Here is a 25,230-nt window from a genome sequence, read left to right as displayed (position 1 = left end):
TGCCGCCGGCTGGAACTTGGGCTGGCGTCAGCCGAAGTTCCTGGCTGCGAAGTCCCAGTTCACCAGCTTGGCCAGGAAGGTCTCGACGAACTTCGGGCGCAGGTTGCGGTAGTCGATGTAATAGGCGTGTTCCCACACGTCCACCGTCAGCACCGGCGTGTCGCCCGTGGTCAGAGGCGTGCCGGCGGCGCCCATGTTCACGATGTCCACCGAACCGTCGGCCTTCTTCACCAGCCACGTCCAGCCCGAGCCGAAGTTGCCCACGGCCGACTTCACGAACGCTTCCTTGAACGCGTCGTAGCTGCCCCACTTGGCATCGATGGCCTTGGCCAGCGCGCCGCTGGGAGCACCGCCGCCCTGGGGCTTCATGCAGTTCCAGAAGAAGGTGTGGTTCCAGATCTGGGCGGCGTTGTTGTAGATGCCGCCGCTGGACTTCTTGACGATCTCCTCGAGGGTCATCGATTCGAACTCGGTGCCCTTTTGCAGGTTGTTCAGGTTCACCACGTAGGCGTTGTGGTGCTTGCCGTAGTGGTACTCGAGGGTTTCCTTCGAGTACTCGGGTGCCAGCGCGTCGAGGGCGTAGGGCAGGGGTGGGAGGGTGTGTTCCATGGTGGGTCTTTCCTTTCGGGTTTTGAAAACAGTCTGAATCAAGGCGCGTTCCTGGGGCTCACCTGGTAGGCGCAGCGCCGCGCGCCCGCAAGCACATGCTCGACGCGGCTCACGCTCGCGTCGGTTCCGAGCACTTCTTCGAAGAGCTGCAGTTCGCTGCGGCAAAAGCCCGTGCAGGCCCGCGCCGCGGTGCAGATGGGACAGTGGTTCTCGATGAAGAGAAAGCCCTCGCCCTCGGGCCGGAACTCGGCCATGTAGCCTTCGCGGCTGCGGATTTCGGCGAGCCGTTCGAGCTTCGTCTTCAGGCTGCGCGCGCCCAGCATCGCCTCGCGATAGTTGGCACGCATGGCTTCTTCGCGCGCGCCGATGAGCTGGTCCATGCCCTTCTCGCCGAACACGGTGATCACGGCGCTGATCATCTGCACCGTCATCTCGGCATGCGTGTCCGGAAAGCGTGCGTGCCCGGCGCCGGTAAGCCGCCATATCTGCGTCGGCCTGCCGCGTCCCGCCGGCCGGCTTTCGGCGTCGACCAGCCCGTCGGACTGCAACTTGACCATCTGCTGGCGCACCGCTTCCACCGTCACGTCGAGCACCTTGGCAATGTCGGGAATGCCGAGCGCGCCGCGGGTCTTGAGCGTGGACAGGATGCGGTCCGCCGGCTGGTGCGGTGTCCAGGCGGGCTTCAGGTCGAGTGGGCGGGTGGTCATCCTTTTTATTTCACAGATCTAGCTTTGATTATTGAATGACTGTGCATCCGCTGTCGAGGGCCTTGCGAAAGACGGGACGTCTTTACGGTTTCTTTATACGGCCCCGCCGACTCTGTTCCCCGTTTTTACGGGCGCCTGCCGAGACTCGATGCCTTGGTTTCGCTGCAGGAGCAATGAATGGATTTCGTCTGGATGGGCGCCTTGCTGGCGCTGTGGGCCGCATTGGCGGCCATGGTCTTCGGGCTGGACCGGCTCGAAGGGCCGGGTGCAATGAATGCGTCGAATGAGCTGACCGCGGGCGAAGGAGAGCGGCCATGATCAGCCTCGAAGCGCTCTACGGCTTTGGCGCGTTGATCGCCGTCGTCCTGTTCGCCTACCTGGTGTTTGCGCTGATCTGCGCGGAGGAGTTCTGAAATGACCGCCTCCGCCTGGTCCTTGCTGGCCCTCTTTCTCGTGGCACTTCTGCTGCTGGCATGGCCGGTCGGCAAGTTTCTTGCCGCGCTGTGCGACGGGCGCCTGCCGCGCTGGATGCAGCGCATCGAGGCGCCGCTCTACAAGCTCGCGGGCACCAAGCCCGAGCAATCGATGCACTGGCTGCGCTATGCGCTCGCGTTGCTGGCCTTCAATGCCGTTGGGGCGATCTTTCTCTACGCGCTGCAGCGCCTGCAGGGCTGGCTGCCGCTCAACCCGGCCAGCATGGGCGCCGTGTCACCCGACTCGGCTTTCAACACCGCGGTGAGCTTCGTCTCCAATACCAACTGGCAAGGCTATGGCGGCGAGTCGACCATGAGCTATCTCACGCAGATGCTCGGGCTCACGGTGCAGAACTTCTTCTCCGCCGCCACAGGCATTGCGGTGGCCTTTGCACTGGTGCGCGGCTTCGCGCGTCGCGGCGACGGCAAGAGCCGTGGCCTGGTCGGCAACTTCTGGGCCGACATCACGCGCATCACGCTGTGGCTGCTGGTGCCGCTGTCGTTCGTGCTCGCGGTGTTTTTCGTGGGGCAGGGCGTGATCCAGAACTTCGATGCGTACAAGACCGTGCAAACGGTCGAGGCCATTGCCTTCCAGCAGCCGAAGAACGGCGCCGATGGCCAGCCCTTGAAGGACGAGAGGGGTGCGCCGGTGATGGAAAACGTCACCACCAAAACGCAGACGCTCGCCATGGGCCCTGTCGCGTCGCAGGAGGCCATCAAGATGATCGGCACCAACGGCGGTGGATTCTTCAACGCCAACTCGGCGCACCCCTACGAGAACCCGACCGCGCTCGCCAACCTGCTGCAGATGATCGCGATCTTCCTGATTCCGGCTGGCCTGTGCTTCGCGTTCGGGCGCGTGGTGGGCGACCTGCGCCAGGGCTGGGCGGTGCTTGCGGCGATGACGGTGATGTTCGTGGCGGCGGTGATGGTCGTCATCCCCGCCGAGCAGGCCGGCAATCCGCTCCTTGGCGCGCTGGGCGTCGACCAGCTGCACGGCGCGCTGCAAAGCGGCGGCAACATGGAAGGCAAGGAGGTGCGCTTCGGCATCGATGCCTCGGCGCTTTTCGCCGCCGTCACCACGGCCGCCTCGTGCGGCGCGGTGATCTCGATGCACGACTCCTTCACACCGCTTGGCGGCATGGTGCCCATGGTGCTGATGCAGCTGGGCGAGGTGGTGTTCGGCGGCGTGGGCAGCGGCCTCTACGGCATGCTGATCTTCGCGATGCTCGCGGTGTTCATCGCGGGGCTGATGATCGGCCGCACGCCCGAGTACCTCGGAAAGAAGATCGAGGTGCGCGAGATGAAGCTGATCTCCATCGCCATCCTGGTCACGCCCGTGCTGGTGCTGGCCGGTACGGCAGTGGCGGTGATGACGGGCGCGGGCAAGGCCGGCATCGCGAACCCCGGTGCGCACGGCTTCTCCGAAATCCTTTACGCGCTGAGCTCGGCCGCCAACAACAACGGCAGCGCCTTCGCGGGCTTGTCCGCCAACACGCCGTTCTACAACGGCCTGCTCGGGCTTGCGATGTGGCTCGGCCGCTTCGCGGTGATCGTGCCGGTGCTGGCCATTGCCGGTTCGCTCGCGGCCAAGCAGCGCCTGCCCGTCACCGGTGGCACGCTGCCCACGCACGGGCCGCTGTTCGTATCGTTGCTGATCGGAACCGTGCTGCTGGTCGGCTTGCTCAACTACGTGCCGGCACTGGCCCTTGGGCCGGTGGTCGAACACCTCGTGCTCTGGAAATGAAGGAGCGCACCATGACTGCCAATACAAAAACCTCTCTCTCGCTGCTCGACGCGGCGCTGGTGAAACCTGCGCTGTGGGGCGCCTTCGCCAAGCTGGACCCGCGCACGCAGTGGCGCAACCCGGTGATGTTCATCGTGTACATCGGGAGCATCCTCACGACGCTGCTCTGGGTGCATTCGCTGAGCTTTCCGGGTGACACCGGCATGAGGCCCGCGTTTGTGCTGGCCATTACCGTGTGGCTGTGGTTCACCGTGCTGTTCGCCAACTTTGCGGAAGCCCTGGCCGAGGGGCGCAGCAAGGCGCAGGCGGCGTCGCTTCGGGGTCTTCGCAAGGACACGTGGGCCAAGAAGCTCAAGGAACCCCATCGCGGCGCGGCGTTCCTGCCGGAGCAGGCGCCGAACCTGCGCAAGGGCGACGTCGTGCTGGTCGAAACCGGCGACGTGATCCCGCTCGACGGCGAGGTGATCGAAGGCGTGGCCTCGGTCGACGAAAGCGCCATCACCGGCGAATCGGCGCCCGTGGTGCGCGAATCGGGCGGCGACTTCTCGGCCGTGACCGGCGGCACGCGCGTGCTGTCCGACTGGCTGGTGGTGCGCATCTCGGTCAACCCGGGCGAATCGTTCCTCGACCGCATGATCGGCATGGTCGAGGCGGCCAAGCGCCACAAGACGCCCAATGAGATTGCGCTCACCATCCTGCTGGTGGCGCTCACGCTCGTGTTCCTGATGGTCACCGTCACGCTGCTGCCGTTCTCGGTGTTCAGCGTGGAGGCGGCGGGCGCCGGCACCGTGGTGTCGCTCACCGCGCTGGTCGCGCTGCTGGTGTGCCTGATTCCCACCACCATCGGCGGCCTGCTCTCGGCCGTTGGCGTGGCCGGCATGAGCCGCATGATGCAGGCCAACGTCATTGCCACATCGGGCCGCGCCGTGGAGGCGGCCGGCGACGTCGATGTACTGCTGCTCGACAAGACCGGCACCATCACGCATGGCAACCGCCAGGCGAGTGCCTTCCTGCCTGCGCCAGGCGTGACCAAGGCCCGCCTGGCCCGTGCCGCGATGGTCGCCTCGCTGGCGGACGAAACGCCCGAAGGCCGCAGCATCGTCGAACTGGCGCGCCGCGACGGTCTTGAAGCCACGGCGGCAGAAGGCGCACGCTTCGTGCAGTTCACCGCGCAGACCCGCATGAGCGGTGCCGACCTGCCGGCTGCTCCCAACAGCCTCGATTCCGACGTCGTGCTGCTGCGCAAGGGCGCCGTCGACGCGATCCGCCGGCATGTCGAATCGCTGGGCGGCAGCGTGCCGGCCGAGATGTTGCGCGCCGCCGAGGAAACCGCGCGCCGCGGCAGCACGCCGCTGGCCGTGTCCGAAGGCAACCGCGTGCTCGGCGTGGTCGAGCTCAAGGACATCGTCAAGACCGGCATCAAGGAGCGTTTTGCCGAGCTGCGCCGCATGGGCATCAAGACGGTGATGATCACCGGCGACAACAAGCTCACGGCTGCGGCCATCGCGGCCGAGGCGGGCGTGGACGACTTCCTGGCCGAAGCCACGCCGGAGGACAAGCTGGCGCTGATCCGCAAGTACCAGTCCGAAGGCCGGCTCGTCGCGATGACCGGTGACGGCACCAACGACGCCCCCGCGCTTGCGCAAGCCGACGTTGCGGTGGCCATGGGCAGCGGCACGCAGGCCGCCAAGGAGGCCGGCAACATGGTCGACCTGGATTCGAACCCGACCAAGCTGCTGGAGGTGGTGGAGACCGGCAAGGCGCTGCTCATGACGCGCGGCTCGCTCACCACCTTCTCGATCGCCAACGACGTGGCGAAGTACTTCGCGATCATTCCGGCCATCTTCGTCTCGACCTATCCGCAGCTGGGTGCGCTCAATGTGATGCGCCTCGCGAGCCCGTCATCGGCCATCTTGTCGGCGGTGGTCTTCAACGCGCTGGTCATCGTGTTCCTGATTCCGCTCGCGCTCAAGGGCGTGCGCTACCGGCCGGTGGGTGCGGCCGCGCTGTTGCGCCGCAATCTGGCCATCTACGGGCTTGGCGGCCTGCTCGTTCCCTTCATCGGCATCAAGTTGATCGACTGGCTGCTCGTGGCCGTCCATCTCGTCTGAGGAGTTCTTCATCATGAACAACATCGTTCGTCCCGCGCTCGTGCTCTTCACGCTCCTGAGTGCGCTCACCGGCCTGGTCTACCCATTGGCCGTGACTGGCGCCGCCAAGGCGCTGTTTCCTTCGCAGGCCGCGGGCAGCCTGGTCGTGCAGGGCGGAACCGTCGTGGGCTCCAGTCTCATCGGCCAGAACTTCAGCGACCCGAAGCACTTCTGGGGCCGGCCCTCCGCCACCGCGCCGCGGCCCTACAACGCGAGCGCTTCGGGCGGCTCGAACCTCGGCCCGCTCAATCCGGCGCTGGCCGATGCGGTCAAGGCCCGTGTCGAAGCCCTTCACGCCGCGGACCCGGGCAACACCGCGCCGGTGCCGGTCGACCTTGTCACGGCTTCATCCAGCGGACTCGATCCCGACATCAGCCCCGCCGCAGCGCAGTACCAGGCGGCCCGCGTCGCGCGCGTGCGCGGGGTGCCGGTCGAACAGATCAATGCGCTGATCGAAAAGAACACGCAAGGCGCTCTCTGGGGTGTGCTTGGTGAATCTCGCGTCAACGTTCTCGCACTGAATCTCGCGCTCGATGCTTCGATGCGTTGAGGAGAAAAACCATGGCCTATGCCGCTTACCGTGAACACCCCGGCACGTTGCGAATGCACGCGCCTGTGACCGCCACGGGCTCGTTCTACGTGCTCGACGTCACCGTCTGCTGCGCCGACGCGCTGCGCGTGCGCCGCAGCATCGCGGGCTGCCCCGATGCGGGCGTGGTGCGCTGCGAGCCGTTGCTGCACGCCCTCTGCTCGCAAGAGAGCGATGCGCCCTGCGTGCGCCTGATGGTCCGCCTGCCCATCGCGAGCTACGCCGAGGTGCTGCACCGCCTGATCGAGTGCGTGCCCTCGGGCGAGATCGGCCGGCTCGTGAGCTGGCGCGAGCACCTGGCCCGCTGCGGCCTGCGCGATGGTCACTGACCTTTTCCACATACTGCTGGCGCTCGTGGCGCTCTTCGTGCCGCTGGGCTTTGCCTGGTGGGTGCTCTCGCGCACGGCGCGGCGGCACGAGACCAGGCGCCGCAAGCGCGGCCCGATGCGCTAACCTGCGCAGCCATCCATGCCCGACACCCGCCCCGACCCCGACGCCCTGCTTGCGCAATTGCGCAACGACGAGGCGCGTGCGCTTCGCGGCAAGCTGCGCATCTACTTCGGTGCCAGCGCGGGCGTGGGCAAGACCTGGGCGATGCTTAGCGCCGCCCAGCGCGAGCGCGCCGCGGGGCGCGACGTGCTCATCGGCGTGGTCGAAACCCACGGCCGCAGCGAAACCGCCGCGCTGCTCGCGGGGCTCGACACCCTGCCGATGCGCGAACTGGACTACCGCGGCCGCACGCTGGCCGAGTTCGATCTCGACGCCGCCCTCGCGCGCAAGCCCGCCGTGCTGCTGGTCGACGAACTCGCCCACACCAACGCGCCCGGCTCGCGCCACGCCAAGCGCTGGCAGGACGTGCAGGAGCTGCTGACCGCGGGCATCGAGGTGTGGTCGGCGCTCAACGTGCAGCACCTGGAGAGCCTCAACGGCACCGTCGGCGCGATCACCGGCGTGCGCGTGCATGAGACGGTGCCCGACACCGTGCTCGACGAGGCCGACGAGGTGGTGCTGGTCGACGTCACGCCCGACGAGCTCACGGCACGGCTCGCGGCCGGCAAGGTGTACCTGCCGCAGCAGGCCGAACGCGCCGCGCAGAACTTCTTCCGCAAGGGCAACCTGATTGCGCTGCGCGAAATTGCGCTGCGCCGCACCGCCGAGCATGTGGAAGACGATGTGCGCGGCTGGCGGGTCGAGCAGTCGGGAGCGGCCGGCCGCAATGGAAAAGATGGAAATGGCGGCGCGCTGCAGGCCTGGAACACCTCGGGCGCGATCCTCGCGTGCGTCGGTCCGCACGAGGGTGCGGCGCAGACGGTGCGCACCGCGGCGCGGCTTGCGGGCCAGCTGAACGTGCGCTGGCACGCGGCCTACGTCGAGACGCCGCGGCTGCAGCGCCTGGCCGCCGAAGAGCGCGACCGCATTCTCGCGGTGCTCAAGCTCGCCGAGGAACTGGGCGCGGCCACCGCGGTGCTCACCGGTTCCGACGTGGCCGAGCAACTTTCCGAGCAGGCCCGCAGGCTCAACTGCGCCACGCTCGTGATGGGGCGTTCGGAGCCCGCGAGCGGCTGGCGCCGCTGGTTGCCCGCCGCGGCGGTGCCGCTGCCGCGCGCGCTGGCGCAACGCGCGCCGGCGCTCGACATCATGGAGGTCGGCCGCGTCGACAGCGCGCGCCGCCTGGGGCGCACGCCGTTCAACATACCGCGTGCCGACGACGACGATCACGAGAACGCGCCCATCCACTGGCCCGGCTACGCCTGGGCCATGGCCACCAGCGTGGCGCTCACGCTGGCCTGCACGCCGCTGGCCGGCGTGCTCGAACTCGCGAACATCGTGATGCTGTTCCTGCTAGGCGTGGTCGGGGTCGCGATGCGCTTCGGGCGAGGACCCTCGGCGCTGGCGGCGCTGCTCAACGTCGCGGCCTTCGACTATTTCTTCGTGCCGCCGCAGCTTTCGTTTGCGGTGAGCGACGTGCAGTACGTGCTGACCTTCGCGATCATGCTGGGCGTCGGGCTGCTGGTGGGGCAGCTCACTGCGGGGCTGCGCTTTGCGGCCGGCGTATCGACCAGCCGCGAACGGCGTGCGCGCTCGCTGTTCGAGCTCACGCGCGAACTCTCTGCGGCGCTGGAGAGCACGCAGGTCGTCACGCTCGGTGCCGCCGCCGTGCAGGGCCACTTCGGCGGCCATGCGCTGGTGCTGGTGACGGACCCGGCCGACCAGTTGGTGCTGCCGAAGGAGCCACCCGAGGGTTTCGATGCACAGGTGGCCGATTGGGCCTTTCGCCACGGCCAGCCCGCGGGCCTTGCGACCGCCACGCTGGCAGCGCAGCCGTGGCACTACGTGCCGCTGCAGGCGCCGATGCGCGTGCGCGGCGTGCTCGCGCTGTCGCCCGCGCAGCCGCGCTGGCTGGTGATTCCGGAGCAGGCGCAGCAGCTCGAAACGCTCGCGCGGCAGATCGCGATCGCACTGGAGCGCGTGCACTACGTCGAAGTGGCGCAGCAGGCCGTGGTCGAGATGGAGTCGGAGCGGCTGCGCAATGCGCTGCTCGGCGCGATCTCGCACGACGTGCGCACGCCGCTCACCGCGCTGATCGCGCTGGCCGAATCTCTGCAGACGCTGCCGCCCGAGGAGCACGGCAACGCGGCGCGTGCCATCGTCGCGCAGGCGCACGAGCTGCATGCGCTGGTCAACAACCTGCTGGACATGGCGCGGCTCGAAAGCGGCATCGCCGGGGGTGCGGTGAACCTGCGGCGCGACTGGCAATCGGTCGAGGAGGTCGTGGGCTCGTCGATCCGTGCGGCGCGCACCTCGCTGGGCGGCGCCGTCGTGCAGACCGCGCTCGATGCGGACCTGCCGCTGGTCGAATTCGACGCGGTGCTGATCGAGCGCGTGCTCGTCAACCTGCTGGAGAACGCCACCAAATACGGCGCCCCGCCCATCGTCGTGGGCGCGCGCGCCGAGCCCGGCACGCTGGTGCTCACGGTGCGCGACCACGGCCCCGGCCTGCCCGCCGCGTTGCTGGGCCGTGAGCAGAAGCTGTTCGACAAGTTCACGCGCGGTGAGTCCGAATCGGCCACGCCGGGCGTGGGGCTGGGCCTTGCGATCTGCCGCGCGGTGGTGAGTGCGCACGGCGGCGAGATCACGGCGGCCAATGCGCTGGGCGGCGGTGCAGAATTCACCGTCACCCTGCCACGCCGCGAGCCGCCCGAACCGGCCGAAGCCCAACTCTGAAGCCATGCCATCCCCCACCGCCATCGTGATCGAAGACGAGCCGCAGATCCGCCGCTTTGTGCGCGGCGCGCTCGAGGCCGAGGGCTGGCTGGTGCATGAGGCCGGCACGCTGCGCGACGGCCTGGCTGCGGCCGGCACGCGTCAGCCCGACCTGCTGGTGCTCGACCTCGGCCTGCCCGACGGCGACGGCGTGTCGTTGATTCGGGATGTGCGCGGCTGGTCGGCGGTGCCGATCATCGTGCTGTCGGCCCGCACGGACGAGGCCGACAAGATCGCAGCGCTGGATGCAGGCGCCGATGATTACCTGACGAAGCCCTTCGGCACTGGCGAACTGCTGGCGCGCGTGCGCGCCAACCTGCGTCGCCCGCGTGCGGCGGGCGGAAGCGAAGAACCGGCGGAAGCGGTCTTCCGCTTCGGCGAGGTCGAACTCGACCGCGCCGCGCGCATCGTGCGCCGCGCCGGGGTTGAAGTGCACCTGACGCCTACCGAGTACCGGCTGCTGTCCGTGCTGGTTGCCAACGCAGGCCGCGTGCTCACGCAGCGCCAGCTGCTGCGCGAGGTATGGGGTCCGTCGCACACGGACCAGAGCCATTACCTGCGCATCTACATGGGGCATCTGCGGCAGAAGCTGGAAGCGGACCCGGCGCAGCCGCGGCATCTGCTGACGGAGACTGCGGTGGGGTATCGGTTGGTGGTTTAGCTCGTTGACGCCGCGCTCTGTCGAAGGCACAGAGCCCTCACCCTAACCCTCTCCCAGAGGGAGAGGGGACAAGGCGGAGCGGGGCTGTGTGTTGCTCCCTCTCCCTCCGGGAGAGGGCTGGGGTGAGGGCAGCAGCGCCTACGCAGCCACACCCTTGTTCGGATTCAACAAGAACTTCTCCCCCGTCGCCTGCTTGCCATACACCCCAATGGCATCCAGCTGCAGCGCCTCGAGCAAAGAGACTTCCCGCGTGTACCGGCTCGCGAACGTCGTCTTCAATTCAGCGACGACCCGCGCCTTCAAACGCTGCACACCTTCATCTCCCAGCTTCTGCAAGAACGGGAACAGCAGCCATCCGCCCATGCCCCACGCCATGCCGAAGTTGCGCACGAACTCCGTCGGCGAGCGGTCGAGGCCGCCGTAGATGTACACCTGCTTGTGCGTGGTCGAGCCGTAGCGGCTGTATTCCTTGGCGGTGCGGTTCAGCGCCGCTTCCATGCAGCCGAGGATCTGCCCCGCGAGCTTGCCGCCGCCGGTGGCGTCGAAGGCCAGCGTGGCGCCTGTTTCGACCAGGGCCTGCGTCAGGTCTTCAAGAAAGGTGGGCGAGCTCGCGTTGCACACGTACTTGGCGCCGATGCCGCGCAGCAGCGCCTCCTGCTCGGGCTTGCGCACGATGTTGACCAGGTCGATGCCGTCCTTCTGGCAGATCTTGTTGAGCATCTGGCCCAGGTTGGATGCGGCGGCCGTGTGCACCAGCGCCTTGTGGCCTTCGCGCCGCATGGTCTCGACCATGCCGAGCGACGTGAGCGGGTTCACGAAGCACGATGCGCCTTCGGCCGGCGCGGTGCCCGCGGGCAGCTCGAGGCACTGGGCTGCCGCCACGGCGCGGTACTGCGAATACATGGCGCCGCCGATTGCGGCCACCGTCTTGCCGAGCAGCGCCTGCGCGGCAGGGGACGAGCCGGCCTTCACCACCACGCCGGCGCCTTCGTTGCCGACCGGCATCGACTGGTCCAGCCGCCCGGCCATCATGGGCATGCCGCGCTCGGGCACGGTGGCCGTGACGATGGGCCGCTCCGGCGTGCCGGAGACCTTGGCGGTGCTCATGTCGGCCGCGCCGAACAGCAGGCCCAGGTCCGAGGGATTCATCGGCGACGCCTCGACGCGGATCACCACTTCATGCGCCTGAGGTTCAGGCACCGGTTCGTCGTGCAGCGAGAGTTCGAGTTCGCCGTTCGCGCGGATGAGCGAGCGCAGTTGCAGTGCCATGAAGAGCCCCTTGCGACCCTGGAGAAGGGCCTGTTCGAAGGTGGCCCCAAGGCCACGGGGCGGCCAGTATAGGAGCGGCCCGCGAAGTCTGCAGGCGCCTTCAGGACACCACGGGAATCACCGGCGCGTGGTCCAGCGCATGGCGCATCTTCTCTGGGTCGAGCCGGTCGATGTAGCGCGAGATGTTGCGCCACAGCGTGTGATAGCCGTAGCCGCCGCGCAGCATCTCGAGCCGCGCGCTCTCCTTGTCCCAGCCCTGCACCGCCATGCGATAGACCGCCGCCACCACGCCGGTGCGGTCGGCGCCGTGCATGCAGTGGATCAGCACCGGCCCCTGCTTTTCGGCCTCTCGAATGGCCACCAGCGCGCGCAGCACCTTGGTGTCGTCGATCGACCAGGTGTTGATCGGCACGCGCACCAGCCGGATGCCGCTGCCCGCGAACACCTTCCGGTCGTCGTTGAACGAGCGCAGGCTCACGATGGTGCGGATGCCCAGCGCCTTCAGCGCCGCCCCGTTGGCGATGCGCGGCTGCGCACTGCGGTACAGCGTGGGCGTGATGCGGTGCAGGTTTTCGACGCGGAGCGTATCGAGCGGATCGGCCCAGTGGCCGGGGCGCGGCACGGCGTGGGCGGCGGCGTTGTCGTCGCGGTCTTTGCGTTTATGGCGCCTCATGCTCATTTCGCGCGCCGCCAGTGCCGGGTCACCAGGATCAACAAGGCCACCGCCATGCCGCCCCAGTAGTCGACCGGTGCGCCCCAGACCCAGTGCTTGTGCCAGAACGCATCGACCGGGTTGAAGCGTGCCCAGCCGAAGGCCGGGTTGATGATGAACCAGAGGAAGTCTTCGCAGACCCAGAACACGATCAAGCCCGCCACGGCCAGGCCCACGTCGCGCCATGTCCATCGGCCGTTGAAGGCCAGGGGCGCAAAGAACACCAGCGCCATGAAGGTGAAGACCCAGGCGTGATAGCCGGTCATCGCGCGGCCGCCCCAGAAAATGTCGAGCCAGATGTTGTTCTCGATGCGCCAGGTGGGCAGCGAGGTCGCCCAGCCCGCGCCGCCTTCGATCTGGATTTCGGCGTTCGCAAAAAAGAAGGCCATCACCACCACCCAGGCCAGGTAGCCGATGGTGCGGGACACGCCCGTTTTTTCCGCGGCGCCGGTCATGCTGTTTCACCCAACACGCGTTGAAGCACCGCGGCCGCCGCAAGCGGCTTGCCGAGCGCGCGGCTGCGGCGGGCCATGTCGGCCAGCTTGGCGGGGTCGGCCATCAGCCGCGCCACCTTGTAGTCGAGGCCGATCGCGTCGTAGGCGAGCCAGGCCGCGCCTTCTTCCATGAGAAAGCCGGCGTTGTGCTCTTCCTGCCCCGGGATCGGCGATATCAGCAGCATCGGCTTGCCGAGCGCCAGGCACTCCGACACCGTGAGCCCACCCGGCTTGGTCACCACCAGGTTGGCTGCGGCCATGAGCTTGTGCATTTCGTTGGTGAAGCCGATCGGCACCACGCGGCCGGGGTGGCGCGCAGCCACCGCCTGCAGCCTTGCGTGCGCGTCGGCATTGCGGCCCGCCACGGCAATGACCTGGAAGCCGCTCTCCCCACCGAGCGAAAGCACGCGTTCGACCATGCTCGGCAGGTCTCCGACTCCCGCACCGCCCGAGGCCATCAGCAGCACGGGCCGCGCGGGGTCGAGGCCGAGCGCCGCGGCGCAGGCATCGCGCTCGAGCGTCGGGGCGTCGGGCTCGGAGAAAGCCGGCATCACCGGAATGCCCGTCACGTGGATGCGGTCGGCGGGAATGCCGCGCGCCCGCAGCCTGAAGGCCACTTCTTCCGTCGCGGCCAGGTAGCCCGCCATGCCCGGCACCAGCCACATGTTGTGCAGGTCGTAGTCGGTGATCTGCAGCCACACCGGAAAGTCGATGCGCCCGCGGTTGCGCTCGCGCATCAGCAGCTCGGCCGGCAGAAAATGGGTGCAGATCACGGCATCGGGCTTTTCGCGGCGGATCTCGCGCACCAGGGCGCCGGTGCTCAACCGCTCGATGCCGCGGCGCAGCCGCTGCGAGGGTGCATGGTGCGGCGTGGCGTCGGCGCGCTGGTGCAGGTAGGACCACAGCTCCGGCGCGCGGTTCACGAGCTGGATGTACCAGTCGGTGTACACCTTCCTGAAACCGCCGGCCACGTGTGCCATGGCATCGATGTGGACCGCCGTGTGTGGCGGGGCCGATTGCATGGCGGCTTCGAGGGCTTGCGCTGCGCGCACATGGCCGTTGCCGGCGCTCACACTGAGGATCAGGATTTTTGTCATTCGGGTCCGGGGCCGTCGGCGGGCCATTGGCGCGCATTATCCCCATGCAATGCGACACATCCCGCGGACACTGCCCATCGGCGAAAATGCGGGCATGACTGACGCTTCCGCCGCACCGATCCGACTCAACAAACGCATGGCCGAACTCGGCCTTTGTTCGCGCCGCGAGGCCGACGAGTGGATCGCCAACGGCTGGGTGAAGGTGAACGGCAAGCCGGCCGAAATGGGCGTGAAGGTCACGCCGGCCGACCGCATCGAGGTGGACAAGGCCGCCAAGGGCCAGCAGGCGAACCAGGTCACCATTCTGATCAACAAGCCCATCGGATATGTGAGCGGGCAGGCGGAGGACGGCCATGAGCCCGCGGTGACGCTCTTCACGCCGCAGAACCGCTGGGCCGAAGACAACGCGCGCTTCTTCTTCAGCCCCCAGCAGCTGCGCGGCCTTGCGCCGTGCGGCCGGCTCGACATCGACTCGATCGGACTCCTGGTCATGACGCAGGACGGGCGCATCGCGCGCCAGCTGATCGGCGAAGACTCGGTGATGGAGAAGGAATACCTGGTGCGCGTGGCCTATCACGGCCTGGGCCAGCCCGCGCCCACGGGGCAGCTGGTGCGCATGGACGACGACGATCCCGTCACGACCAACGTGCAGGCGGTTTTTCCGCCCGCCATGCTCGCCCGGCTGCGCCATGGCCTGAGCCTCGACGGGCAGCCGCTCAAGCCGGCGCGCGTCGAATGGCAGAACCCCGAGCAGCTGCGCTTTGTGCTCACCGAGGGCAAGAAGCGCCAGATCCGCCGCATGTGCGAGCTGGTCGGGCTGAAGGTGGTGGGCCTGAAGCGCGTGCGCATCGGCAAGGTGATGCTCGGCAACCTGCCCGTGGGGCAGTGGCGCTACCTCGGCCCGCACGAGAAGTTCTGAGTTCTTGCCAATGGCCGTGGTGCTGAGCCAGCGCGCGCTGAACCGGGCCACCCTGGCGCGGCAGATGCTGCTGGAGCGGCGCAGGGCGACCGTCACGCAGGCCATCGAAAAGCTTGCGGGCCTGCAGGCGCAGGCGCCCAACCCGCCTTACATCGGCCTGTGGAGCCGGCTCGAGGGCTTTCGGCGCGAACAGCTGACCGAGGCCCTGAAGAAGCGGCGCATCGTGCGCATGTCCGCCATGCGCGCGACCTTGCACCTGATGGCCGCATCGGACGCACTGGCTTGGCGGCCACTGCTCGAGTCCGTGCATCAGCGGGGATTGCAAGGCAGCAGCCACGGACGGGTGCTCGAAGGCATCGACCGCGCGGCGGTGGTGCAGGCGGGCCGGGCGCTGCTGCGCGAAGGCCCGCTCACCAGTTCCGAACTCGGCCAGGCCCTCGCCGCGCGCTGGAAAGACCGCGAGCCCGCGTCGCTCGCTGCACTCATCCGCAACAACCTGCCGCTGGTGCACCTGCCGCCCGCAGGCAGTTGGAACTCGCACCAGAGCGCACAGCTGCAACCCATTGCGCAGTGGCTCGGCGAATCCGCCGCCGATGTGGCGCCCGCCACGCAGGACGACCTGCTGTTGCGCTACCTGGCGGCCTTCGGCCCCGCGACGCTCGCCGATGCGGGTGCGTGGTCGGGCCTCACGGGCTGGAAGGCCGTGGCCGAGCGCCTGCGGCCGCAGCTGCGCGTGTTCGCCGGCGACGAGGGCCAGGAGCTGTTCGACCTGCCCCGCGCGCCGCGGCCCGACCCCGACACGCCCGCGCCGCCGCGCCTGGTCGCCGAATGGGACAACCTGCTGCTCTCGCATGCCGATCGCAGCCGTGTGATGAGCGAGGAGCACCGCGCCCGTGTGTTCACCGTCAATGGCATCGTGCGCGGCACGGTGCTGCTCGACGGGTTCGTCTCGGGCATCTGGAAGATCGAGCGCGCGAAGAACACGGCCACGGTGGTGCTGGAGCCCTTCACCCGATGGTCGAAGGCCGAGCGGCTCGGCGCGCAGGAAGAGGCGATGCGCCTGCTGGCCTTTGCAGCGGACACCGAAGGCGAGCGGCACGACGTCCGTGTGCTGTGAGCTTTTTGCCGCGCAGCGTTGACAGGCCCTAAGCCTCGCCTAAGACTCCGGCCCTACGCTGCGCCACGGCGCAAGGCACTGCCGCTCATTCCGACTCGCGTGCTGCCTTGCCGCCCAAGGAGTCGACACGATGCGTGTGCTGCTGGTGGAAGACGACGAAATGATCGGGCGCAGCCTGAAGCAGGCGCTCGAGGGCGCGGGCTGGTCGGCCGACTGGGTGCGCGACGGCGAACTGGCGCAAAGCGCGCTCGGCGACGGCGGCTACACCTGCGTGCTGCTCGACCTTGGCCTGCCACGCCAGGACGGCACTGAGGTGCTGCGGCGCGCCCGCGAACGCGGCGATGCCACGCCGGTGCTGGTGCTCACCGCGCGCGACGGGCTGGACGACCGCATCCACAGCCTCGACCTTGGCGCGGACGACTACCTGCGCAAGCCCTTCGAATTCCGCGAGCTGCTCGCCCGCATGCGGGCGGTGGTGCGCCGACGCGATGGCGCCGCGCATTCGCTGATTGGCGGCAACGCAATGCAACTGGACCTGACCACGCGCGAGGTGGTGATCCACGGCGCGCGCGAGGCGCTCACGGCGCGCGAATTTGCACTGCTGCACGCGTTGCTCGAGCGGCCCGGTGCCATTCTTTCGCGTGAGCAGCTCGAGAACCGCATCTACGGTTGGGGCGAGGAGGTGACGAGCAACGCCATCGACGTGCTGATCCACGGCATGCGCCGCAAGCTCGGCGCGGAGTCGATCCGCAACGTGCGCGGGCTGGGATGGCGCGTCGTCGCATGAGCGCAATGCCGGGCCGCTGGTGGCGTCCCCGCTCGCTGCGCTCGCAGCTGCTGTTCTGGCTCATCACGCTGCACGTGGCGGCGGCGGCTCTCACGGCATGGTTCACCTTCGTGGCATATGGCGACCTGGTGCACAACGCGCTCGACGAGCAGATGCGGCTCGTGGCCGATTCCCATGCGGGCAACGATCCGCCCCGCGCTCCGCGCCCGCTCGACGGCGAAGCCGCTTTTGCACGCGGTGCCTTCGTGGTTCAGATCTGGAGTGCCGACGGTCGCGAGCTGCTTGCGAGTTCCTGGCCGCCGCTGGCTGCGGTGCCCCTGCAGCCGCGACCGGGATTCAGCGACGCGAGCACCGGCGCGCACACACATTCGCGCTGGCGCGTGTTTACCGCCGAACCCGGTCCGCGTGCCGACCAGCCGCGCGTGCAGGTCTTGCAGAACGAAGACTACCGGCGGCGCCGGGCACTGCGCCGCGCGCTGCTCGAAGGCCTGCCCATCGCGCTGCTGCTGCCGCTGGCCTTGCTGATTCTCTGGCTCATCGTGTCGGCGGCCTCGCGGTCGCTGCGGGCGGTGGCGCGCGACGTGGCCTCGCAGGACGAGCGCAGCCTCACCGATCTTTCTCTGGCCCGCGTGCCGGACGAGATCGCGCCGCTGGTGCAGGCCTTCAACCACCTGCTCTCGCGCGTGCGCAGTGCCTTTGCCACGCAGCGCCGCTTCGTGCAGGACGCGGCCCACGAACTGCGCACGCCCATGGCCGCCATCGGCCTGCAAATCGAGAACCTGCGCGCGCACGTGCCCGCCGGCGAAGCCACCGAGCGCTTCAACCAGCTCGAAGCCGGCGTCACGCGCGCGCAGCACCTGATCGAGCAGTTGCTGAGCCTCTCGCGGCAAGACGCGCCGGGCCTCCCTGTGCCGGGCGAGCCGGTCGACATCGAAGCCCTGCTGCGCGAAAGCGTGAGCCAGTTGATGGTGCTGGCCGATGCGCGCCGCGTGGACATCGGCTTCGAAGGATCGATTGCGCCCGTGGTGGACGCGCCGGCCGCCGAGCTGCGCAGTGTGTTCGACAACCTGATCGACAACGCGCTGCGCTATGCGCCCGAAGGCGGCGTGGTCGATGTGCGGCTGCATGCGGTTGGCGGCCACGCGGTGGTCGACGTGCTGGACAACGGGGCGGGCATTCCCGACTCTTCGATCGGCCGTGTGTTCGACCGCTTCTTTCGGGTGCCGGGCGCCCCGGCGGGCGGCAGCGGGCTGGGGCTGGCCATTGCGCGCACGGCAGCCGAGCGGCATGGCTTGCGCATCGAGCTGCGCAATCGCGATGAAGAAGGAGGAGGAGGCGGCGGGCCGGGGCTGATGGCGCGGGTGCACCTGCCTCCGGGCTCGGTGTCTAGAGCGGCTCGCGATAAATGATGCGGTTTATCGCCTGAATTCGCTGGAGGTCAGTTCCCTTGGCTGCAAGGATTCGTTACGCCGCGAAGGCTGTGGTCGCCTGTTTCAAAGCATCGCCCCCTCATGGCCCGCCCATCACCGGCCCCTGCTGCTGGTTCGCTTGCGCTGCGGCCTGTGCCTGAGATTGGGCCCGATCGATCGCGCGCTGCTCGTCGAACTGCTGCACGTCCTGCATGGTCTGCTGCACTGTGCGTAAAGGCTGCGTGGCTTCAAGAGCGGCGTATCGGCCGGGCAACGAGGTCGACCTGAACAGAACCGTTCCGTTGATGCCGTGGACGTCGCCCAGATCGTCGGGCTTCCTGATGTTCGACATGTAGCAGGCAGCCGTCGCCTGTGCCACCCATCTCGGAGACGTACCCTCGGGAAGCACCTCTATGAGGGTGTTGTACAGCGCATTTTGGGGATGACGCGGGTCGCTGAATTCGCGCAGCAACGGGCGGCTCGCATCGGCCACCGCAGTGGCGGAGACCTGCATGCCGTGCGTGCCAGCCTCCGAATCTTGCCGGCTGTCGCGGCCTTGCGAGATCTGCGTGGTCCCAGGCTGATCGCGCTGGTCCCTCTCATCGCGCTCATCACGCCGCTCCAGGCCGTCGTGTCGCTCTGCGGCCATGCGCGCCATCTGCTGTCGCGTCGCGGCCAATTCGGCCTGCGCCGCAAGGGCCTGGGCCTGTGCCGCTGCCGCCTGGGCTTGCGCTGCGGCCACCTGGGCTTGCGCCGCCTCAATGGTCGCGGCATCGCTCTGAGGGTTCGAGTGCACCGGGGCCGCCACTGAGGCGTGGGTTGTCGGCGAGTGCATCGTCTCGGCGCCAGCGGCCGGCCGAGCAGGGCTGACATGCGCTTGTGCCACAGGTGCCTCCTCAAGCAAACGCCTTGGCGAATGGTCCTGTGCGCGCTCCTGCGTGCGCTCCACCGAGGGCTGTGGCAGCTTGGGCTCGTTCTTGAACCGCTCCCTGTCCTGCGCCAGCGCAATCTCCAGGTCGCGCATATGGGCCTGCTCCTGCGCCAGGTGCATCCGGTACAACGGGCTGCCCTTGTTCATCTGGGATGTATCCAGTTTGCCCACGGGCCGCAACGAGCCCGGGGAAATCTGCTCGGGTTCGTCGCGGCGCCGGTGCGCCTCGGCAAAGCTCATGCCCCCTGGCGTGGGCACGATGCGCGATTCATGCGTGGTGATCTGGGGAATGGGTTCCTGCTGCGCAGGAGCCCTTGCAGGCGCAGGCACCACTTCAGCCTGCGACGGCGGCACCAGCCCCTGCTCGTTGACGGGTGTGCCGGCGGCGTCGATGTAGCGCTCGTGTCCGACGCGCCCGCCGCTGCGGTCAAGTTCATAGATCACGGTGCGCGGCTCGCCTGCCACTTCCTGCCCGCTGTTGATGGTCACGGTCCGGTGGCCGGTTTCCGCATCGTGCATCACCCACGCGCGGCTGCCGTCCTCGCCCACGAAGTCGAAGCTCGCGGCGCCATTGGCGTGTGTCTGGATGCTGACGGTGGTGTAGGTGCCGAGGCCGCTGGTGCCTTCCGCCACCACGGGGGCAAGAGCCGGGTCTTCCGGAGTGGCGCCCCCGGTGCCCGCCGAAGCGGCGGGGCGCATCTGATAGTCGGCCACGCTTTGCGCCGCGCTCCCCTTCAGGATCATGCGCCCAGCGGTGTCCATGCCCGAGGCGAAGACGCTCGCCGGGCCGGCCTGGAACTGATCATCTACCCGTTGGCCGGAGAGGCGCGCCTCCATGATGGCGCCGGTCGTCTCGTCGCGCCAGGTGGTGACCTGCACGGCGGGTTGCCGGGTTTGCGCCGTGCTGCCCGCGCCGGCGAAGGTGGCTGTTCCGGAGTGCTCGTAATACGTGCCGTCGACGGCATAGCCTGCGGGGCTCAGGCCATGCATGACGTTCCACTGGCCTTGCCCGATGCCTTGCTGGACGACCTGGGTGGTTTCGGCGGGCGTGAGGTGGGCCTGCCAGCCCAATGCTTTGACGGCCCGCGCGGGGCTGTCGATGTAATTGGCGGCAGCGCTCGCGGCGGCGTCGACTGCCGGTTCCGTCAAGGCCTCGGCGCCCTTGCCGATGAGCTTGTCCGCGATCCATGCAGCGCCTTCGCCAAGGACCTTGCCGCCCAATTTGCCGGCCAGCGATTCGGCCATGGCCATCGCACCCTGGGTGCCGATATCGGTCAGTCCGCCGGCCAACTGGGCGTTGCCGGTGTTCACTGCGGCGACGACACCGCCTGGCTTCCATTTCAATCCCCATGCCGGATCTCCGTTGGCCGGGTGAGATGTGCGCACATCGAGCACGCCGGTGTCGGTGCTGGCGCCGGGTGTCCAGTGGCCGGTCCAGGCGTTCAGGGTGACGGTGCTGCCGACGTTGACCCGCGAGTTGGTTCCGCTGCGTAACTCATAGGACGCTGCGGCAAAGGCGAGGCCGACTGCCCCTTCGCCTGCGAAGCTGACCGTGGCGTTGGGATAGGGACTTTTGTCGGTAGCGGTCAACCGCTGAACCAGTGCCACGGTTTGAGTTACAGGAACAGCAGCCTCGCTGAGCCCGCCCGTTGGAGACCTTGGACTGTCATAAAAAATTCCGAGTTCCTTGCCGTCGTCCGGGGCTTGGCCCGGTCGCACGAGAATCTGCGGCTTCGGCGTGCCACCGATCACCAGTTCGTTGGTGGCGGGGTTGAAAAAGGCTTGGTAGTTAATTCGTGCGTTCTGTACATCCAGTCGATCTGCACGCACTGCGGTAAATCCAATGGGAGGGGTTGCCAACCCGTTGACGCCGGCCAAACGAAGTAACTTTGCCGTAGATAATTCTTGCATATGGACGCCTCCTGCGAATTAATTTAGATCACGCGTGCCGGAATTCTTCTTTCTGATCCAAAGCAAAGCCCCAACAACAACAAGCAGCGGACCACTCAAGACCATTTTTGCGATGGGAACTTCCGTGACCGCCGTAATCTGACCGTACGTCATAGAAGTGATTTTTCCTGCAGAGGCAGAGGCAGAGGCAGAGGCAGAGGCAGAGGCAGAGGCAGAGGGCCCTGAGATTGTTGTGAAATTCAATTCGGTTTGCATGTGCCCTCTGTATGTCGCCAAGACACTAAAGGAAGCAAGGATCGATAACAAAAAAAGCAAGGCCGTCGCCAATACATAATTGACAAAGGTTGCTCGAAAATACCAGCCCAGTAACAGTGGAATAAAAACAAAGATCGCTGTAGTTGCTAAAATTTTAAAAGGAAATAATTCCACAAGAACGGCGCTCTCGACTATCGCTGGCGTAGACTGAAGTAGTTTTAGTGATATTTCTTGCGCAACGATTAAATCAAACTCGAATACGGTGAATCCTGCGGCAATCGAGATTGCGGAAATCAGGCAAAAAAACCAGATTTTTGGGTGAGAAATGCTATTTGAATTAGTTGTTTTCATTGTGGTCAAAGTGCCCATGCTTACTCTCCCTTAATAGCGTGTTGCAAGGCCGCAGCATCGATTCGATAGAAATGAACCCGATTGACCGCAGCCGCCACCAGAATCGCGCTTGGCTTGTGCAAGGCAAGACGCAATACGTCACGGGGCGAGCGAACGGTCGCCACGATGCGCCGTTGTGCCGTGTCCCAAAAATGAAAGTCCGACGCCATGCCAACCATCACGTCCGAGTCGGGAACGGCAGTCAAGTCGCCGGAGTTGCCTCGCGGCGCATCGGCTGGAGGATGAAGGACGTCTACCGGAGTGCGCTGTGCGCGAACCCAGTCCAACTGAGGCGGGTTCTCGATCTCGCCCAGCGCCGCGAAGTCCCTGTTCGCATCCCACACCCGAATGGGTGACGTGCCGAAGGACACGAGCTTGCTGCCGTCGGCGCTGTAGGCCACGCCGTTCAGTGGCGTGGGGCTGAAAAGGACTTTCTTGATGGCTTTGCGATCCAGATCGACCACCACGATCGGCGTCGCGCCGCTGTTAAGCGGGAAGCCGAATTCGGGAGCCCTTTTCATCAGCGGGCCGCCTTGCAGGGCGATCTCACCGTTCTGCGGGTGACAGCCCATCTTTTCATAGCCCCACCCGAAGTCCGGTTTGTCTGCAAACGGATGTCGAAAGTTGACTTCGTACGCGAGCTTTCCCTCAGGCATGCGATAGACAGCGACAGCAGCGCCCCGCAGCAATGCGAGTTGATCCGCACGAGCGCCAAGCGGACACATCCCGTCGTGCGCTGCCCCATACAGGCTCGAACCAGGCCCCTTGAGTTGTGCGATCTCTTTGCGCTGCTCGACGTCCCACACCCTTGCGAGGATGTACCGATCTTTGTCCTGCTGCGCGACCGATTCAGCTGGCTCCGCGAACGTCCGCGGAAACTTCGGCTCACCGTCTTTCGTGTCCAAGAAGTCCTGAACAATCAAGTTTTTGCCGTCGGGGCTGAACAGCACTTCTTGCCCCGACAGGTTGATGGGTCTGCGCTTGCTTGGCACCGAGAACACCGGCTTCTTCGTCTGTACATCCCACACTTCCACCACATCGCGCATGAAGTAGCCCACCGCCAGCAGCCGGCCATCGGGATGCCAGGCCAACGACTGGACTGAGTAAGGGAGTTCCAGCACGCCCGTTTCTTCCATCACCGGCTTGGCGCGCACGTTGCAGCCGTTGAGGAGCAGGAGCGCCAACGCCGCCATGGCGGCCAATAGGTGTTTGAAGCTGACTGGAGACTTGGGGATGTTGCGAGGGTTCATTTCCAAATGCTTTTCTAGTCCGTTTAAGTGCCGCTCATCCCTGGCTAATTCACTCCTCACGGCCAGCTCAGTCCGGCTGCCTAGAGTGCGTTCAGGCCTTGCCACGCGCAGTTCGCGCGATGGCACGTGGCCGGGGACAACCGCCATTCAGGAGCACACACATGCGCACTTCCTTCAAGCTTCTTGCCCTTGGTTCCTTTGCCGCGTTTGCGGCGCTGGGTGCCGTCCATGCGTCGGCCGAGACGACCGACGGCTCGGACTACCATCCGTTGCAGATGAATTCGCCCGAGAACCCGGATGTGCAGGCGGGTGCGATGGCTGCCGCGCGGCCCAGCGGCACCGAGTCCATCGGCCAGTCGACCAGCGCGCCGGCCATGAACTCGACGATCCCGGTGGCCGATGTCGAGGCCGGCGCGTACGCGGCCTCTCATGCGAGCGGAACCGAATCGATTGGCCAGTCGACCTCGCTGCCGCTGGTGCAGTCGGCCAGCGGCAGCTGACCGAGGGTCAGTCGTCGTTGTTGCTGAGCAGCGCGCGGTAGATGACTGCGCCGATGATCGCGCCCACGATGGGTGCGAGCCAGAACAGCCACAGTTCCGACACCGCGTAGGACGGGCCGAACAGCGCCGGGCCCGTGCTGCGCGCCGGGTTGACCGAGGTGTTGGTCACCGGAATGGAGATCAGGTGAATCAGCGTGAGGCACAGGCCGATGGCCAGACCCGCGAAGCCGCCGGCTGCGCGCTTGGCGGTGGAGCCGAGGATCACGATCAGGAACACGGCGGTCAGCACCACTTCGCACACCAGCGCGGCAGTCATGCCGTACTTGCCGGGCGAGTGCTCGCCGAAGCCGTTGGTGGCGAAGCCGCCGATGTCGGCACCTGGCTTGCCGGTGGCAATCAGGTAGAGCACGCCGGCCGCTGCGATGGCGCCCAGCACCTGCGCAACGATATAGCCCGCGAGCTGCGAGGCCTTGAAGCGGCCCGCGGCCGCGAGGCCGATGGAGACGGCCGGGTTGAAGTGGCCACCCGAGATGGGACCGAGTGCATAGGCGCCGGTCACCACCGTGAGGCCGAAGGCCAGCGAGACGCCCAGAAAGCCGATGCCGAGGCCCGGAAAGGCCGCGGCCAGAACAGCGCTACCGCAGCCGCCGAGCGTGAGCCAAAAAGTACCAATGAACTCGGCCGACCACTTTTTGTAGGTGCTATGTTCCATGTTGTTCCATCCTGAAGTTGAGAAAAAGTGCGTGGCCTGGGCCAAGACGCGGGCGGATTCTAGGAATGGAAACAACGAGCGTCACGCATGTTGTTGCATCTAACGGAACCTGTTCACAAATTGGCGATCTTTTGTTTCTGACAAAGTCGATCCGAGAGATTAGTGAAGGGCGTCAGAGCGTGATGACGATCTTTCCGAACGCGCCGCGTGCGAGGTGGTCGAGCGCATCGGGCAATGCATCGAAGGCGTAGCGCGCCGCAATCACGGGCTTGAGCGCATTCACATCGACGGCGCGCACCAGGTCTTCGAGCGCGCGGCGGTGGCCCACGCCAATGCCTTGCACCGTGGCGCGGCCGAGCACCATGGCATAGAACGAAGCGCTCAGCGTCTCGCCGCCGAGCATGCCGATGATCGACACGCGCCCGCCTTGCGCAGCCGCCTGCAGCGAGCGATCGAGGTTCGGCCCGCTCGAGAGTTCGAGCACATGGTCGGCGCCGCGGCCTTGCGTGAGGCGGCGTACTTCGGCCGGCCAGTCGCTGTCGCGCATCAGCACGTGGGTGGCGCCGAGTGCAAGCGTCTGCGCGCGCTTGTCTTCGCTGCCCGAGATCACGATGGCGCGCGCGCCGTGCAGCCGCGCAAGCTGCAGTCCGAACAGCGCCACGCCGCCCGTGCCATGGACCAGCACCGTCTGCCCGGGCCGGAGCGCCCCTGTTTCGGCCAGGGCGAACCATGCGGTGAGGCCGGCGCAGGGGAGCGTGCTGGCTTCGGCAAAGTCCAGCGTGGCCGGCGCGGCCACGGCCCAGGCGGCGTCGAGGAGAACATGCGAAGCCAGCATGCCCGGTCCGGGCCCGCCGGCCAGCACCGCATCGGCCGTCCACTGGCCGTCGATCCATCCGCCCCAGAAGGTGTTGATCACGCGCTCGCCAACGGCAAACCGGCGCACGTCTGCGCCCGCCGCCACCACGGTGCCGGCCATGTCGGAGGCGGGCGTGAAAGGCATGTCGAATTTCATGCCCATGCCATCGCGCACCATCAGTAGGTCGCGGTAGTTGAGCGACACCGCACCCACCCGCACGAGGATCTGGCCCGGCCCCGGCGTGGGGAGCGGCCGCTCGACCTGCTCGAGGTGCTCGTTGCCAAAAGAAGAGAGTTGCCAGCGGCGAAGCGCTTGAGGTTCCTGCATGAAAAGACTCCACATAAATAAGAAGCTGCTCATGCTATTGGCGAGTAGTTCTATCCAGTGGTGGATAATTTTCAACTTCGTGGCGCCTGTAAAT

The 25,230-nt window shown here is 66.9% G+C and carries 25 protein-coding genes; 14 read left to right on the top strand and 11 right to left on the bottom strand.

Features of this window, described 5'->3' with window-relative positions:
- Window positions 1–27 precede the first annotated feature (27 nt).
- A complete protein-coding gene (locus GOQ09_RS24555; RefSeq protein ID WP_157616277.1) occupies window positions 28–609 on the bottom strand; it encodes a superoxide dismutase in 582 nt (193 codons plus the stop codon).
- A gap of 38 nt (window positions 610–647) precedes the next feature.
- Entirely contained in the window at window positions 648–1,316 is a 669-nt protein-coding gene (locus GOQ09_RS24550) for a helix-turn-helix transcriptional regulator (RefSeq protein WP_126750021.1), read from the bottom strand.
- 177 nt (window positions 1,317–1,493) lie between these two features.
- Between GOQ09_RS24550 and GOQ09_RS26155 the strand changes: the two genes are divergently transcribed.
- The 9 genes from GOQ09_RS26155 to kdpE are packed head-to-tail and all read left to right on the top strand — an operon-like array spanning window position 1,494 to window position 10,200.
- On the top strand, window positions 1,494–1,634 hold the full coding sequence (locus GOQ09_RS26155; RefSeq protein ID WP_165442119.1) for a hypothetical protein: 141 nt from the start codon (window positions 1,494–1,496) through the stop codon (window positions 1,632–1,634).
- Window positions 1,631–1,729 carry a K(+)-transporting ATPase subunit F gene (gene kdpF / locus GOQ09_RS24545; RefSeq protein WP_041943086.1) on the top strand — a complete coding sequence of 33 codons (99 nt, stop codon included), beginning with the start codon at window positions 1,631–1,633 and terminating at the stop codon, window positions 1,727–1,729. Before GOQ09_RS26155 ends, kdpF begins: the two co-directional genes overlap by 4 nt.
- 1 nt (window position 1,730) lies before the next feature.
- The gene (gene kdpA / locus GOQ09_RS24540) at window positions 1,731–3,536 is read left to right on the top strand and encodes a potassium-transporting ATPase subunit KdpA (protein ID WP_157616276.1); all 1,806 of its coding nucleotides are present in this window, start codon (window positions 1,731–1,733) and stop codon (window positions 3,534–3,536) included.
- 11 nt (window positions 3,537–3,547) lie between these two features.
- Window positions 3,548–5,647, top strand: a complete 2,100-nt coding sequence (kdpB, locus tag GOQ09_RS24535) for a potassium-transporting ATPase subunit KdpB (RefSeq protein WP_157616275.1) — start codon at window positions 3,548–3,550, stop codon at window positions 5,645–5,647.
- Window positions 5,648–5,660: 13 nt separating this feature from the next.
- Window positions 5,661–6,236 (top strand): potassium-transporting ATPase subunit KdpC, encoded by a 576-nt coding sequence (gene kdpC / locus GOQ09_RS24530; RefSeq protein WP_157616274.1) that lies wholly within the window; start codon window positions 5,661–5,663, stop codon window positions 6,234–6,236.
- A gap of 11 nt (window positions 6,237–6,247) precedes the next feature.
- Window positions 6,248–6,604, top strand: coding sequence for a hypothetical protein (locus GOQ09_RS24525; RefSeq protein WP_157616273.1), 357 nt, complete (start codon window positions 6,248–6,250; stop codon window positions 6,602–6,604).
- Complete coding sequence (locus tag GOQ09_RS26530) at window positions 6,594–6,728, top strand: hypothetical protein (protein ID WP_278189363.1); 135 nt, start codon at window positions 6,594–6,596, stop codon at window positions 6,726–6,728. The genes GOQ09_RS24525 and GOQ09_RS26530 overlap by 11 nt, the downstream gene beginning before the upstream one ends.
- A gap of 15 nt (window positions 6,729–6,743) precedes the next feature.
- The gene (locus GOQ09_RS24520) at window positions 6,744–9,500 is read left to right on the top strand and encodes a DUF4118 domain-containing protein (protein WP_157616272.1); all 2,757 of its coding nucleotides are present in this window, start codon (window positions 6,744–6,746) and stop codon (window positions 9,498–9,500) included.
- Window positions 9,501–9,504: 4 nt separating this feature from the next.
- Complete coding sequence (gene kdpE, locus GOQ09_RS24515; protein ID WP_157616271.1) at window positions 9,505–10,200, top strand: two-component system response regulator KdpE; 696 nt, start codon at window positions 9,505–9,507, stop codon at window positions 10,198–10,200.
- Between the two features lie 138 nt (window positions 10,201–10,338).
- Here kdpE and GOQ09_RS24510 read toward each other — a convergent pair whose 3' ends face one another.
- From GOQ09_RS24510 to GOQ09_RS24495, 4 genes are all read right to left on the bottom strand, one after another.
- Window positions 10,339–11,469 (bottom strand): zinc-binding dehydrogenase, encoded by a 1,131-nt coding sequence (locus GOQ09_RS24510; protein WP_157616270.1) that lies wholly within the window; start codon window positions 11,467–11,469, stop codon window positions 10,339–10,341.
- A gap of 100 nt (window positions 11,470–11,569) precedes the next feature.
- Complete coding sequence (locus GOQ09_RS24505) at window positions 11,570–12,142, bottom strand: tyrosine-protein phosphatase (RefSeq protein WP_347563277.1); 573 nt, start codon at window positions 12,140–12,142, stop codon at window positions 11,570–11,572.
- 2 nt (window positions 12,143–12,144) lie between these two features.
- Window positions 12,145–12,636: a hypothetical protein gene (locus GOQ09_RS24500; protein WP_157616268.1), complete on the bottom strand. Its 492-nt coding sequence runs from the start codon at window positions 12,634–12,636 to the stop codon at window positions 12,145–12,147.
- Window positions 12,633–13,772 (bottom strand): MGDG synthase family glycosyltransferase, encoded by a 1,140-nt coding sequence (locus tag GOQ09_RS24495; RefSeq protein ID WP_157616267.1) that lies wholly within the window; start codon window positions 13,770–13,772, stop codon window positions 12,633–12,635. The genes GOQ09_RS24500 and GOQ09_RS24495 overlap by 4 nt, the downstream gene beginning before the upstream one ends.
- A gap of 94 nt (window positions 13,773–13,866) precedes the next feature.
- On the opposite strand from GOQ09_RS24495, the gene GOQ09_RS24490 reads away from it, so the two are divergent.
- The 4 genes from GOQ09_RS24490 (at window position 13,867) to GOQ09_RS24475 (ending at window position 18,004) form a co-directional block, all read left to right on the top strand.
- Entirely contained in the window at window positions 13,867–14,691 is an 825-nt protein-coding gene (locus GOQ09_RS24490) for a pseudouridine synthase (RefSeq protein ID WP_157616266.1), read from the top strand.
- A gap of 10 nt (window positions 14,692–14,701) precedes the next feature.
- A complete protein-coding gene (locus tag GOQ09_RS24485) occupies window positions 14,702–15,808 on the top strand; it encodes a winged helix DNA-binding domain-containing protein (protein ID WP_157616265.1) in 1,107 nt (368 codons plus the stop codon).
- A gap of 130 nt (window positions 15,809–15,938) precedes the next feature.
- Entirely contained in the window at window positions 15,939–16,595 is a 657-nt protein-coding gene (locus GOQ09_RS24480) for a response regulator (protein ID WP_157616264.1), read from the top strand.
- Window positions 16,592–18,004, top strand: a complete 1,413-nt coding sequence (locus tag GOQ09_RS24475; protein WP_157616263.1) for a sensor histidine kinase — start codon at window positions 16,592–16,594, stop codon at window positions 18,002–18,004. Before GOQ09_RS24480 ends, GOQ09_RS24475 begins: the two co-directional genes overlap by 4 nt.
- A 100-nt stretch (window positions 18,005–18,104) precedes the next feature.
- On the opposite strand, the gene GOQ09_RS24470 is transcribed toward GOQ09_RS24475, so the two are convergent.
- Genes GOQ09_RS24470 through GOQ09_RS24460 form a run of 3 tightly spaced genes read right to left on the bottom strand, consistent with a single transcriptional unit; the run spans window position 18,105 to window position 22,741 of the window.
- Window positions 18,105–20,813, bottom strand: a complete 2,709-nt coding sequence (locus tag GOQ09_RS24470; RefSeq protein ID WP_157616262.1) for a hypothetical protein — start codon at window positions 20,811–20,813, stop codon at window positions 18,105–18,107.
- Between the two features lie 51 nt (window positions 20,814–20,864).
- Complete coding sequence (locus tag GOQ09_RS24465) at window positions 20,865–21,470, bottom strand: hypothetical protein (RefSeq protein WP_157616261.1); 606 nt, start codon at window positions 21,468–21,470, stop codon at window positions 20,865–20,867.
- Between the two features lie 2 nt (window positions 21,471–21,472).
- Window positions 21,473–22,741 carry a WD40 repeat domain-containing protein gene (locus tag GOQ09_RS24460; RefSeq protein ID WP_157616260.1) on the bottom strand — a complete coding sequence of 423 codons (1,269 nt, stop codon included), beginning with the start codon at window positions 22,739–22,741 and terminating at the stop codon, window positions 21,473–21,475.
- A gap of 161 nt (window positions 22,742–22,902) precedes the next feature.
- On the opposite strand from GOQ09_RS24460, the gene GOQ09_RS24455 reads away from it, so the two are divergent.
- Window positions 22,903–23,241 (top strand): hypothetical protein, encoded by a 339-nt coding sequence (locus GOQ09_RS24455; protein ID WP_157616259.1) that lies wholly within the window; start codon window positions 22,903–22,905, stop codon window positions 23,239–23,241.
- A 7-nt stretch (window positions 23,242–23,248) separates the two neighbouring features.
- Here GOQ09_RS24455 and aqpZ read toward each other — a convergent pair whose 3' ends face one another.
- Window positions 23,249–23,953 carry an aquaporin Z gene (gene aqpZ / locus GOQ09_RS24450; protein ID WP_157616258.1) on the bottom strand — a complete coding sequence of 235 codons (705 nt, stop codon included), beginning with the start codon at window positions 23,951–23,953 and terminating at the stop codon, window positions 23,249–23,251.
- A 172-nt stretch (window positions 23,954–24,125) separates the two neighbouring features.
- Window positions 24,126–25,136: a zinc-dependent alcohol dehydrogenase family protein gene (locus tag GOQ09_RS24445; RefSeq protein WP_157616257.1), complete on the bottom strand. Its 1,011-nt coding sequence runs from the start codon at window positions 25,134–25,136 to the stop codon at window positions 24,126–24,128.
- Window positions 25,137–25,230 lie beyond the last annotated feature (94 nt).

It is taken from the genome of Variovorax paradoxus (assembly GCF_009755665.1).
Lineage (GTDB): Bacteria > Pseudomonadota > Gammaproteobacteria > Burkholderiales > Burkholderiaceae_C > Variovorax > Variovorax paradoxus_G.
Note: the sequence above shows the minus strand (reverse complement) of the source record. Positions and strands in the feature narration are given on the sequence as shown.